This window comes from Klebsiella sp. I138, from assembly GCF_051131765.1.
GTDB lineage: Bacteria > Pseudomonadota > Gammaproteobacteria > Enterobacterales > Enterobacteriaceae > Klebsiella.
This window is the reverse complement of record NZ_CP180447.1, coordinates 1893301-1906617: the sequence shown is the minus strand read 5'-3', so window position 1 is coordinate 1906617 and position 13317 is coordinate 1893301. Positions and strand designations below refer to the sequence as shown.

10 protein-coding genes and 1 pseudogene are annotated in these 13317 nt (G+C 53.8%); 1 reads left to right on the top strand and 10 read right to left on the bottom strand.

The features are described 5' to 3' along the window. Position 1: 1 nt before the first annotated feature. From ACMYSK_RS08875 to ACMYSK_RS08830, 10 genes and pseudogenes are all read right to left on the bottom strand, one after another. Entirely contained in the window at positions 2-985 is a 984-nt protein-coding gene (locus tag ACMYSK_RS08875) for a DUF1852 domain-containing protein (RefSeq protein WP_434641988.1), read from the bottom strand. 554 nt (positions 986-1539) lie between these two features. After that, positions 1540-1764: a hypothetical protein gene (locus tag ACMYSK_RS08870; protein WP_434643989.1), complete on the bottom strand. Its 225-nt coding sequence runs from the start codon at positions 1762-1764 to the stop codon at positions 1540-1542. Further along, positions 1765-2298: pseudogene (locus ACMYSK_RS08865) on the bottom strand (SDR family NAD(P)-dependent oxidoreductase); the annotation flags it as partial. Positions 2299-2587: 289 nt separating this feature from the next. Then, the gene (locus ACMYSK_RS08860; RefSeq protein ID WP_032717235.1) at positions 2588-3064 is read right to left on the bottom strand and encodes a cold-shock protein; all 477 of its coding nucleotides are present in this window, start codon (positions 3062-3064) and stop codon (positions 2588-2590) included. 253 nt (positions 3065-3317) lie between these two features. Further along, positions 3318-3563: a YmjA family protein gene (locus ACMYSK_RS08855; protein ID WP_434641985.1), complete on the bottom strand. Its 246-nt coding sequence runs from the start codon at positions 3561-3563 to the stop codon at positions 3318-3320. Between the two features lie 151 nt (positions 3564-3714). Continuing rightward, positions 3715-5643 carry a heavy metal translocating P-type ATPase gene (locus tag ACMYSK_RS08850; protein WP_434641982.1) on the bottom strand — a complete coding sequence of 643 codons (1929 nt, stop codon included), beginning with the start codon at positions 5641-5643 and terminating at the stop codon, positions 3715-3717. Beyond that, positions 5640-6719 (bottom strand): protease modulator HflK, encoded by a 1080-nt coding sequence (hflK, locus tag ACMYSK_RS08845; protein ID WP_434641979.1) that lies wholly within the window; start codon positions 6717-6719, stop codon positions 5640-5642. Before hflK (ACMYSK_RS08845) ends, ACMYSK_RS08850 begins: the two co-directional genes overlap by 4 nt. Further along, positions 6716-7720, bottom strand: coding sequence for a protease modulator HflC (gene hflC / locus ACMYSK_RS08840; protein ID WP_434641975.1), 1005 nt, complete (start codon positions 7718-7720; stop codon positions 6716-6718). The genes hflK (ACMYSK_RS08845) and hflC overlap by 4 nt, the downstream gene beginning before the upstream one ends. A 28-nt stretch (positions 7721-7748) precedes the next feature. After that, complete coding sequence (gene hflK, locus ACMYSK_RS08835; protein WP_434641973.1) at positions 7749-9659, bottom strand: protease modulator HflK; 1911 nt, start codon at positions 9657-9659, stop codon at positions 7749-7751. Between the two features lie 596 nt (positions 9660-10255). After that, positions 10256-12232 (bottom strand): alkyl/aryl-sulfatase, encoded by a 1977-nt coding sequence (locus tag ACMYSK_RS08830; RefSeq protein ID WP_434641969.1) that lies wholly within the window; start codon positions 12230-12232, stop codon positions 10256-10258. Positions 12233-12702: 470 nt separating this feature from the next. Between ACMYSK_RS08830 and ACMYSK_RS08825 the strand changes: the two genes are divergently transcribed. Continuing rightward, complete coding sequence (locus ACMYSK_RS08825) at positions 12703-13311, top strand: histidine phosphatase family protein (protein WP_434641967.1); 609 nt, start codon at positions 12703-12705, stop codon at positions 13309-13311. Positions 13312-13317 lie beyond the last annotated feature (6 nt).

Here is a 13317-nt window from a genome sequence, read left to right as displayed (position 1 = left end):
ATTAACGCGCGTAGCTTGCAGACCATTGTTCAAGAATATTCTGGTATGGCTTGATAAAATGCTCTTCAGTAAATTTCCCTTGCTCAATAGCCAACTGGCTTCGTTCTTCCCGATCATAAACAATTTTAGTTAATGAATGGTCATGGTGGCTCAGGTTCGGTTGAAAGAATTGCCCGGCGGCAGAGTTAGCATTGTAAATTTCAGGCCGGTAGATCTTCTGGAATGTTTCCATCGTACTAATGGTGCTGATCAGCTCAAGGCTGGTATAATCCCTGAGCAAATCACCAGAAAAATAAAAAGCTAACGGTGCAACGCTATTCTGTGGCATGAAATAGCGAACCTGTAATCCCATTTTTTTGAAATATTGTTCAGTTAATGACGATCCATTTTGCTGGTACTCGATACCCAATACCGGGTGCTGATTCCCGGTTCGCTGATAGGTGTCTTTGCTTGAAACACTGAGGCAGATAACCGGTGGCTTATTAAAGCTCTTTTTGTACTCATCTGAATTGACGAAGTGCTTAAATATGTTGCCATGTAAATCGCCAAAGTCGTCAGGGGTGCTGAACTGAGATTTCTGCTTATTGTGTTCCAACAGCTTTACGCTAAAGTCATAATCCCGCACGTAAGACGAGAAATTATTCCCGGCAATACCGTCAATCCGTTCGTGCGTTTTTTTATCAACGATATTGGTTTTCAGTATTTCAATGACCGGAAAGCTGCCGTGACGCTCCTGAGTAGTGATTGTCATCTCAACCGAAATAATTTCCAGCTCGACCGAGTAGCGGTCACCTTTCGGATTATCCCAATACGCCAGCGTATTGAAACGATTGTCAATCATCACCAGCGTATTACGCAAGTTCTCCTCGCGGTTTTCCCCTCTGGCCAAATTCGCAAAGTTGGTGGTGATTCTCGTATTATCAGTGGGGTTATACCCGGTATCGAAACAACTACGTTTAATAGCAAATGTAAAATCTTTATTCATCGCGATGGTGCACCCTAAATTCTGATATGAAAACTGAAGTTATTCCCTGAATCCCAGCATATCCTTTGTTTTTATCTGGTTATTTCACTCAGTCATCATCATATTGTCTCTGATTAATAAAACATATTTTATGCCAGAGTCATTGCCCGAGCGAAAGCGACTAAATTTCATTACAACATGAGCCATCTTCATGGTCGGTGATACGAGAAGCGCGGGGTGCTCTGTCGGTAGGCGGAGATTAATCATTAATAAAAAAAGGGTTATTCCCCAATGTCATTGATTCCACCAGGCCACCGTCTCAACGGAGGTGTCCAGCGCGGGAGGAACGATAATCGGTACCCGCGCCTCGATGCGAAAAATCGCGCTTATCGAGTTGCAGGTGCATGATATCTGGGACAACTGGCTCCGTTTTGAAGACTCAACCCCGCCGCTTCTGCCCGAACCAAAGTTCAGGTCGGCACAATAAAGCCGTTCAGATGAAAGAATAAAGCGCCTTGCGGCGCTTTAGGAAACCGGGCATGCAGTATGATTGTGCGGCAGGGACTTTGCTCCGTCTATTCGCAATGGCTGTCGCTCCCCCGGTTGAGGTCTTCGCGCGTGGGGCCCTGAAAGTAGATAGCCTTGATATGGCAGCTCCGGGGCTGAGTGAGGACAAAGCGTATGGTTTCCCAGACCGATCGCCCGTTCAGCAGCTGCTCCCCCATTTTGACCCGACTGTCGGTCGGCTCGTCTAAACTTGTCAGTTCAAAATCAGGGGGATAAAGCCCAGTGACGCGGATATTTTCTGCCGCCAGCTGGTGCGATAGCTGATTGGTAAACCCGCTCAGGCCGTGCTTGCTGGCAAAGAAAGCGGGATGAGCGATGGAATCGGTGAAGTTTGGGATAGCGCAGGCGGAAATCATTGACACGATATCAGCATGCGCCGAACGCCTTAATGCGGGTAACAGCGCCTGAACTAACAAAACTGAACTGGTTAGCCCGGACTGAAGGGTATCGATTATTTCTGAAGGCGCGCAATCGTCTATATTCCCGGATAACCACTGCGCCGCATTAAGGATGAGAATATCCACCGGCGTATCGGACCGTAAGAGCTGCGTAGAGAAGTGGGTAACGGATTCAGATTGTGCTAAATCACACACATATCCTCTCGCCGTTCCCCCTTCCGTGGCGATCAGGTCGCATGTTTTCTGCACATCCTCCGGGCGCCGCGCGCAAAAATCGACATTTACCCCTTCACGGGTTAACCAGACGGTCAGCGCCTGGCCAAATCCACTGCCTCCGCCCGTAATAATGGCTCTTTTACCTCTCAACATCGGCTGACTCCTTGTGAGTGACGAACAGGGTTCCGGGAGTGATAGTGCAGGAGAGGGTGGCCCGGCATCTTTCCGATTGTGCCATTCGGGTGAAAACCGCACCAAAGAACACAAATATTCGCGGCTTTTAAGCGGAATCAACATCCGGACCGGTATAGCTCGCAGGGAGAAATCCGCAGCGATTGGTCTGGTTGCAAGGGGGAAGGTGAGGGCGAATTGAGGTCAGTCGCGGACCGACACTCTGCTCATTGAGAGGCAAAATGTCGGCCCAGGGGCAGCCTGAACGATGTCAGACCTTAAGCAGTTTCACCGTGGCATCGATGTCTATTTCATCTTCCGAGAAGATCAGTGTCGTTCCCTGGAAGGTGGTGATTGCCAGTTTTTTCAACGAGCGCATATCACCGGGCTTAACGTCTGATTTCGGCTTGATGCTGCTCATCAGGATGCCCACGGACAGCACCGCATTTTCTTTATCAATGCGGGTATCGGCAGGCACTTCTTCGCTGTAAACCAGATAGGATTTGATCGACGTGAGCTTAAGACGCTCGCCTGCGATATAGATGTATTTGCTTTCCGGCACCACTTTTACCGCATAAGCTGACAAACCCTTGTTATTCGTGGTGGGTTCGAAGGTCACCGCCGCGTCTTTCTTAATCAGCTCAGGATTGGCGACCTTAATCACATGAAAATAACGGTTATCGCCGTTTTCATCTTTGATAAATCCAAAGCCTTTATCTTTAAACCAGGTTGTGATTGTTCCGTTCATCGCCGTTACCACCTACTTAATCGTGTATTAACTCAATTTTTGCAGCGCGCAGTGTAAAGCACAATGCCTGCGCAGACCACGCCTTTGATTTAAGTCTGGATGATAAATTTTGGCAAGGCGAGGGAGAGAGCCGGTATGGCGCTGTGGACACAAGTGAAAGGGGAAGTCTGCGTATAAGTGTAGCCGATTATCGTCGGCGCTTTACGGAAGGCGGGGCGTGCGCCAGTCTGACAGCACGCCCGTTTATCCAGGGCTACTCATTGCCCCATTGATTCAGGAACGTCGCTATCTCATCGATGCGCGCGGGAGCGATCCCGGCTTCACGCGCCATCTCTTCCTGCGCACTTTCACTGATCTCCTCGTTATTCATTAACCGGGTGAGCAGCAGCTGAAAATAGTGCGCCAGAGGTTCGCGTTCAGATTCACTGACCGGTTCTGCGCATTCCGTCGCGTACTCATCGGCGATGTCATAATATTTTAGCGGTATTTCATTATTCATAATTTGGCTCTTGGGTTAATGCCGGCATCATCAGCCTGAGATAATATCATCCTTATCGCGTTTTTTCTGCCATCCTGACGTCAACGGATGATGCCGGTTTGTGAGCGTTTTTAGGCTTTAACGCCGTTTTGCTTTTAATAAAAATGGACGATCAATTTTTGTTATGTGTTTCATCGAACTGGAGCAGGCGCCCGGTATTGCCGAGGACCATCAGAGTACTCAGGTTGTGCAGCAGCGCGGCCACCAGCGCGCCGGCGGCGCCCAGCCAGCCAAGAGCGGCCGCCACCACAATCATAATGGTCCACCCGATGCCGATAAACACGTTGACCAGCAGGGTTCGACGGCATTGACGGCTCAGGCGAATGGCACACGGCAGTCGACGCAGGTCGCTCCCGGTTAATACTACATCGGCAGAGACCAGGGCGATATCTGCGCCATTTGCCCCCATCGCCATCCCGACGGCGCCGGCTTTGAGCGCCAGGGCATCATTAATGCCGTCGCCGACGACCAGGGGCCGCCAGCCTTCGGCGACCGCTTTCTGGACTTCTTGTAATTTTGTTGCCGGTAGCGCATGGGCCACCACCTCCTGAATCCCCAGAGCCTGAGCAACACTGTTCGCCGCCGGAAGCCGGTCGCCGGTCAGCAGCTGCTGTTTCTCTATGCCCATCTGCTGCAATTCCTCTAGCGCCGCACGGGCCTGTGGACGCAGAGTATCCGCCAGCAGTAGCCAGCCGAGGAATACGCCGTCGTGCGATATACCGACCAGCGGCCCTTCGTGCGCCGGCAGTTCCAGGGTGCTGACAGAATACGCCGCAAAGAGGTCGGCCCGCCCCAGCAGGGCGATACCCGCTGCCGTTTGCGCGATAATCCCCATACCGTGTTTTTCTTCGGCATGCTCGACAACGACAGCGTTACCTGGTTGGGCATACACCGCCAGCGCATGGCTCACCGGGTGACTACTGGTTGCGCCAAGCGCTGCGGCAAGCTGCAGAACGGTCTGATAATCGCGGCCGGGGGCAAGCACCACGTCAACCAACTGCAGGCGACCCTGGGTCAGGGTGCCCGTTTTATCGATAATCAATGCGTCCACATCGGCCAGCTCTTCGAGAAATGCGGCATTGCGGATCAAAATCCCATGACGAGCAGCTACCGCTACTCCGGCCATTGCCGTAGCCGGCGCGGAAAGCACCAGCGCACACGGACAGGCGGCCACGAGAACCGCGAGCATAGCCTGGCTGTCGTAAGTTAAAAACCAGGTGCTGGCGGCAATCAGCAGAACCAGCACCAGATAATGGGAGGCATAGCGCTCCAGCAGACGGGTAATGGGAGGCTTGGCCTGCTCAGCATCTTTCATCAGCGCGATGACCTTGCCGAGCGTGGATTGTTCGCCAGTATGGGTGACCTCCATGCGCAGCAGGCCGTTCAGGTTGATTGCCCCGCCGTAAATGGCGCTGCCAGGGCCGACCTCCTGCGGGACGGATTCGCCGGTAATGGAGGCGACATCCAGGCTGGCATAGCCGCTGAGTATTTTCCCGTCGGCGGGGACTTTATCACCGGCCCGGATTTCCACCACATCACCCTGGCGAATCGACTGGCTGTCTATCTCCTCCAGAGAACCATCGGCATGCAGACGGCGCGCCCTGCTGCGTGTGAGACGAGTTAGTCCGGCGATGGCCTGACGGGTGCCCATCACGCTGCGCTCTTCAAGGAGATGACCAAAAATCATCAGTACCGGCAGCAGCGCGGCGGTCACTAAATCGCCTAACGCCCAGGCGCCGAGCATGGCCAGCACCACTAAGAGATCCGTCACCCCATGTAAATCCGGGTGGCGCAGGCTGTGCCATCCGGCACGTAATACCGGGATGGCAACAATAAGCCAGGCGACCCCGGCAAGCAGATCGCTGATCGCTGATTGCTGCGGCGCCAGAGTGCGCCAGAGCAGGCTGAGCAGAATCAAGCCGATGGTACTCATCGCCAGCGTGAGCTGCACGGTCATCCGGCGGCGTTCTTCCGGGGTCAGCAGCGCCTGGCTAAAGTCGGGATGGAGATGGACGTGTCCGTGACTGCATTGGTGACTCATGGTATTCCCCCGTAAAGTTGCATCGATTGACCCGCTGCAACCTGCTGCGTGGGTCCTGGTAAAATCAGCCTGCCGTTATCTTCAGGGTTGACGGTAATCACCTCGCCCGCGTGCGAAAGTACCGCGGTGATCCTTTCTCGCCAGATGCGTTGCAGCATTCCTGCATCGCTCCCCGTCGCCCGCGCCTGGGCCAGTTTGGTGATAGTTTGCGTGGCGACTTCGGCCTGGGCCCGCGTCTCGCTGCTCGCAGCTTCGGCCTGCTGGATAACGCGGTCCGCCTGCTGCTGTGCTTTTTGTAAGCGTAAGGTGGCATCGTTTTGCGCCTGAGCGACGTCGCGTTCGGCCTGCTGGCTGGCCGTGAGTACAGAGTTAAAGGCCTCGACTGCGCGATCCGGAAGCGCCGAGGAGACATCGATACGCTCAATGGTGATGCCAGGATTGTTAGCCCCTGCTGCCAGGCGTTGAATATCGCTCTCCATTCGCTGTTTTAAATCACTGCGCAGGCGCGAACGTTCTTGTGCGGCATGGCTGTCGTTCTGCATGGTTTCCGGTCTGGCCACCAGAATCGTGTCGAGGTCACGACCGGCGGAAACCAGCGTCGCGGCTCGCTGCGCCAGACGGTCAATCAGCGCATCGATATGATCGCGTTGCAGGACGTAGCGCAGCGGATCGCTAATGCGATAAAAAACCTGCATATTGAGCTGAACAACGCCGGCATCGCCGGTCAGCAGGTAGCCGGCGCCGGCGCCTGCATCGGTGTCATGTTGTTCATCGGTGAGCTGCTTAAGCCGCTCGGTGCGCTGCAAAGGCAAAATGTCATGCTGCAAAATGCGCGCCGGGCCGGGAATAACCTCGACGCGGTCGACCGGTTTAGGCCAGGCGAACAGCACGCCGGAATGTTCTACGGTGAGCGGTTTTCCGAAGCGAAACACCACCGCCTGGGTATCTGGGGTTATCTGATGAACGCTGGAAAATAGCCACGCCGCGGCGGCCAGCAGCGTGGCACCATACAGGGCAAAAAACGCAATACGGTATGATTGCCCCCAGGGGGTATTGCCGATGGATTGTTTTCTCATGGCGTGGCCTTCGCGGCATCATCCGGTTTCTGTACCAGCGCCGTAAACGGGGCTGCGTCCGTACTTAATACGATACGAGTGCTCTTATTGACGACATCATTGAGCGTATCGAGAGAACGCAACAGATTGTAGAGCTGCGGGTCAAGCGTATAGGCTCTGGCATAAATTGCCGCGGAGTCCTTCTGCGCTTCGGCGGTAATCGTCGCGGCTTTGATCGAGGCATCGGCTTCGGTGATGCGGGCATCGCGGTCGGCTCTGGAGCGAATTTCAGCCGCCTGGCGGTTACCTTCTGCCGTGCGTTCAGTGGCAATGGTTTCCCGCTCCGCACGCATTCTGTCGACGGTGGCGTTCAGCGTGACCGCCGGCAACGTCAGGCGTTCTATGCCGACCTGAATCAGCGCGATACCGTAACTGTTCAGCAACTGAGTTTTTAACTGGTCCGCAATTTGTTGTTCCAGCTGAGGGATCTTCACCCGTTTGCCGTCGGTGTTGACGATGTCGGACAGGGCATAGTTACTGGTTGTGGTTTCCAGCGCTGAACCGATGAACGTCCGAATCTGACGAGCAGCCTCATCCGGCTGGTTTTGTACCGCGCGGATAAAGCGCAGGACGTGAGGCGCATCCGGGCTAACCTTCCAGATAGCCCACGCCTGTACGATGACCCTCAGGCCATCGCGCGTACCGACATCCTGCAAGCCGCTTGAGGTCGAACGACTGCGGAGATCCACTTCCAGCGGCGTTTCGAAAGGCGCCGGTAGGCGCCCAGCGAGGCCGGGGTTAAGCAGGACGCGAACCGGGCTGCCAAAGCGGGTAATAATCGTGGCGCTCCCGGCGTGGACCTGGACCAGACACGCGGTCAATAGTGCCAGCGTCACCAGAAAGGCGGCGACGCCGTAGCGCAGCCATTTTTTGGCTCGTCGGGGGGACGCTGGCTGTGATGCCGTGGGGGTGAGCCCAATCTTTCCGGCTGTCGCAGGCGTGGTAATGGTATGAATTTTCATTTTGCGCTGGCCTTATTATCAAACAGAGCTATTGAGCTGATGGTGAAAACGGACGTAAATCGAGCATGGGGTCATGCTGCCCTGCGACCTGACTATCAATAATCAATAGCGGGGCGCGTGACAGGGCCTTACTCATGGTTTGATAGCGCCGCTCGTTCATAAATGCCTGCGGATTAATCGCCCAGGCATCATGTTCCGCCCGATAGCGGGTCAGGGTGTTATCGGCCTTGGCCTGTACTTCGTTGGCCGTGGCCTGTGCCGAATCGATCGCGGTGGTGGCTTTCTGGTGGGCATCATTGCTCTGTACGGCGGCATAACCCCGCTCACGAGCAATCAGGGCATTGGCGGTAATCTGCGCTGCCTGCACGCCGTGGTAGGCATTGGCCGCTCCGGCCGGAGGGTGGATAGATTCAACGCGAGTCGAGAGCAGCTCGACGCCGATATGAAGCTGGTTGAGTCGAGCTTGAATGTCGCTGTTAATCGTTGCGGCCATAGTGGCACGCTGCTCGTTTAATAAAACATCCAGCTGCTGATGAGCAAAGTATTGTGTGAGGACCTGGCGGGCGATGCGCTGGATCGTGGTGGCGAGATCGTCAGTCTGGTACAGGCTATTGATGGCATCGCTATCTTGCATTCCGACGCGCCAGAGCAGACGAATATCCATATTAACAATCTGGAAACTCTGCTTATCACCCTGGGCGCTGGCGATAACCTGGGCCTGATCGGTGGTATGGGTATTATCCCATAAACGCCAGCTGCTCTGCGGCGCCGGGCCTTCAATGGCATCCACGCTCTTCACGGTTGGCAGCGTACTGGGGCCCGATACAGCGCTTTGCGTGGCCGGCGACTCTGCGGATTGCGCCTCGCTCAACTGCAGTTCGTGAATCGCACCATAGTCCACGGGCATCACGCGGCCAAAAGGCCAGGGCAGACCGAGATGCAATCCCGGCAGCAGTACGTTAACCGGGCGACCGAAGCGTTCATATACGCCCCGCTGGTGGAGGGATACTTCATTTATGCTGCTCATCAGCCACCCGATGAGGGCAATACCGCACAGCACCGGGAACAAGATTTGCCCCATCAGGCGAAAGGCCTGGATTTTGCCGATATCGACGCCAAAGTGCTGAATGATTTTTTTACGTATTAACAGCAGCGGGTGAAGTGGCCAGCGATAGTGCTCAGCCAGCAGACTTTGGCTTAAAAACGGTGGCGTTTTGTCCTCGCGTGGCGCGACAAATAGCGCGGCGAGCATGCGGAGTAAAAATTCTGCGGCAATCAGCAAGACAATGACGCCGGTAATTTCGACGATCCATCCCGCGGGGATGAGCGCAAAACTCGATACGCTGAGCGCAATCAAGGTCAGCAGACAAATACTTAATAGCGCACGCAGCAGTCCGATGCCGACGGTTTGATATGGCCAGTGGCGAATGCGGCGAAAGCTTAACATACGCTCGCCCACCAATAGCGCAAAACAGATGAGAAGTAGCGCAAGTCCTGCCGGAATTAATTCGCGCTCATCGGGGGCTTTCACTAACTGCAGCGGGAAGTTTTGGCCAACAATATTGATCGCCAGAAGGGCACACAGAGCAGTTAATAATAGTTGATACCCATGCCTGAACCATAATACGGCGCGCGGCGGTGGCGAATAATGCCAGAATTTGCGTCTGACCTTGCCCGTATCGTCGGTGAGAGGGCGGGGATTCATCGGCGCTGGGCAGAGGCGTCTCGCATTCTCAATAAAAGCCAGCGCTAACAGCAACGAGGCAAATAAGGGGCGGGCAAAGAACACCCACGGGTTGAGTTCATCGGCGCGAAGCCAGAGATAGTCGCTGGCCACAGCAGAGAACAAAAGGATGCAGATAATGACCCGATACCACAATAAATGTGAGCGTAACCGGGCCTCTGAACTGCTGATTTCATTTTGGTGGTTGGGCACCATAGTGACTCCGTTGTAAAAGCATATCACGGACCAAAAATACAAACGTGGTTACAAAGTAAATAGGTTTGTATTATTTAATAACATCAAAATATATCTTTCTTTAGAATAAATAATGAAACAACAATAGTTGTTTTCCGGTTTCTCCCCGCAAGAGTAACAAGGTGCAATAATGTATTGTGCAGTTTTGCTGGCCTTTTATATTAAATCTTTGATTTGGTGTTAGTCAGTATAGAAGATGATTCAGATGCGCAATATAATTAAATGCTGTTAAAAAACACTGGCCGGGTGTTGTATTTCATGGGCGCAATGTTTAATACTGCGTGGTCCATTTTTGTGCCGAGTGGTGTTGTTTTAACAGGGTAATCTCTAAAACGAAAAAAATCGCATCCGCGAAATGTTTTGGCGCACGCGCATTGGGTCGACATCTGCAAATATACTGCACTGAGTCCGGCGTTATTAGATGAAGGCATCGGGAACGGTGTTATCTGATGATGTTCTTAAAATGCGAATATTTAATCGGTGACAGGGATTATGTCCATGTCAAAAAACAGGCCCGGAGAGTTTTCCGGGCCTGATGGTTTTGTCGTGGTCAGCCGTTATGGCGTGACGATATTGAACCAGAACTCAAACTTGTCCATATAGCCGAGCATCTCGTTCAGCTTGTCGCCGTTACCGGTGACTTTCACTTCGCCCTTATCTTCAGCCTGCTTCAGGGTCTCTTCTTTCAGGATGATTTTGTTGAGCGTCGCGCGGTCAAGTACGATGGTCGCATCGGCATCTTTCGCTTCGGCATCTGCGGTGTGGTTCAGCACGCCGTTTTCCAGCTCCAGCTTGTATTTACCGCCGTCCTTGCCGAGGTCAATGTTAAACACCGCTTTGGCTTTACCGGCTTTCTCACCGTTGATATGTACCGCCAGATAGTCGAAGAACATTTCTGGCGTCATCGCACGCACGGTATCCGGGCTGGCGGTGTTCGGCGTTGGCCCTTTCACCACGCCGTTACGCAGCTCCTGCGCACCGGTCAGGTAGAAGTTACGCCACGGACCGGATTCAGCCTGATAGCCCAGTTGCTCCAGAGCATCGGCTTCCAGGTTACGCGCATCCTGGTTTTTCGGGTCGGCGAAGACGATTTTGCTGACCACCTGCGCTACCCAGCGGTAGTTACCCTGTGCGTAGTCCTCTTTGGCCTTCGTCATGATGGCATCGGCACCGCCCATGTACTCAACGAATTTCTTCGCCGACTCTTCCGGCGGCAGTTCATCGAGGGTTGCCGGGTTGCCGTCAAACCAGCCGAGATACAACACGTAGGTGGCCTTCACGTCATGGCTGACGGAGCCGTAGTAACCGCGGTTGGCCCAGGTCTGCGCGAGGCTGTCCGGTAGCTTGAATTTCGCCGCGATTTCATCGCGGGTCAGCCCTTCGTTGGCCATGCGCAGAGTCTGGTCGTTGATATAACGATACAGGTCACGCTGGCTCTTCAGCAGGTTAACCACGTTCTCGTTGCCCCAGGTCGGCCAGTGGTGCTGAGCCATGATAATTTCGGCTTTGTCACCCCAGCGCACGATGGCTTCGTTGATGTATTTCGACCACGGCAGCGGTTCACGAATTTTCGCGCCGCGCAGCGAGTAGGTGTTATGCAGGGTATGGGTGACATCTTCTGCCGCTTCGATGAGTTTCTTCTCTTCGATATACCACAGCATTTCAGATGGCGCTTCGGAGCCCGGCGCCAGCATAAAGTCGTAGGTCAGGCCGTCGATAACTTCTTTCTGGCCGTCCTTTTCGATGATATTGGTCGGGGCAATCAGCGTCACGGTACCGGCGGAGGTGGTGGTCCCCAGCCCGGCGCCTACCTGGCCTTTGGCATCTGGCTTGAGCAGGTTGCCGTACATGTAGCTGGCGCGACGGCTCATGACGTTACCGGCCATGATATTCTCAGCTACGGCTGCTTCCATAAAGCCAGACGGTGCGTAGACTTTGACCTTGCCGGATTTCACATCGGCTTCATCAATCACACCGCGCACGCCGCCATAGTGGTCAACGTGGCTATGGGTGTAAATCACGGCAACCACCGGTTTTTTACCCCGGTTTTTGTAGTACAGATCCATACCCACTTTCGCCGTTTCGGCGGAAACCAGCGGGTCAACCACGGTAATCCCTTCTTTGCCTTCGATGATGGTCATGTTGGAAAGATCGAGGTTGCGGATCTGGTACACGCCGTCGGTGACTTCAAACAGACCGCTGATATTGATCAGCTGAGACTGACGCCACAGGCTCGGGTTGACGGAGTCCGGCGATTTTTCCCCTTCTTTGATGAAGGCGTACTGCTGCGGATCCCACACGACGTTGCCTTGCTCACCTTTAATCACTTCGGTTGGCAGTGCGGCAATAAAGCCTTTATGGGCGTTGGTGAAATCGGTGTTATCGGAGAAGGGAAGCTGGTTATACAGTGCATCATTGGCTTGCTTTGTCGCTGCCGTTGCATCTTTCGGTGCGACATCAGCCCAGGCGGGAAGGGTAATGGCCGCTAGCATCCCCGCTAACGCCATTCCTTTCACTATGGGGGTCAATTTCATAAAATTCCTCTTCAGTCTCGACGGTCGAACAATCATGGTTTTTTTTGGGTTAAAGTTTTACAATTTACATATGAATATAACCAAGTATTTACATTCAACAAGTTAACCGCGACAAAAAACCATTTCCTGTAACCTTCTGGAAAGTCGATATATAACATGTTGTTATATATCGACCGTGTTACCTTGTCAGACTAGTGCGAAATACCTCCGAAACATCAGGATTTACCTGTCTTTACAGTGACTTCCAGATAGCTATTTCGATGTTGTTGGCATTTTATACGGCGAAAAAATCTGATGAACAAATCGTGCTATTTCCAAATGAAGCTCATCAGTTCTATTGTCGATATGCGCTTGATCACCGGCCCAACCAGGTCGACAGACCCGCCTTTTCCCAGACGACAGAGGAGAGGCATGAATTTGTTCGCTCCTGATGGTACTGTTACCCGATGTCTCGTAACCCGATGCTGTATATGAAGATATTGCTTGTAAGACATGGTGAAACCGAATGGAATCGCGTTAACCGCCTGCAGGGGCATCTTGATAGCCCGGTGACGGAACGCGGGCAGAGACAAATTGCAGCGCTGATTGGCGCGCTTGACGGTGAGAAGATCGATCGGGTTATCTCTTCTCCGGCTGGCCGTGCCATCGCGGCGGCGTTGCCGATCGCGGCCCATTTTGCCTGTCCGACCCGATTTGATGTGCGACTCATGGAACGCGGTTTTGGGCCACTGGAAGGGAAGGTCTATCATCAGTTAAACGCCGACCAGCAAAAGTTGTTCGATACGATTTATCGCGGTGATACTGATGTGACGCCCCCGCAGGGTGAGTCGCTGTCTGATGCCGTCAACAGAACGATGGCGGCGCTGCTTGACGCCGGTGCGCCAGGGGATCAATGTGTTTGCGTGGTTTCCCACGGCCAGGTCATTCAGGCGGCGATCGCCATGCTTGACGGCCACGGACCGGAACGCTTTCCTCGCTATACGTATCCGAACGGCAGCTACTCGGTTCTGGAGTATGCCGAAGGGAGGCTATCGCTGATGAAATGGGGGATAGCCACTCATCTTCTGTTGCGGGGATAAGCGTTT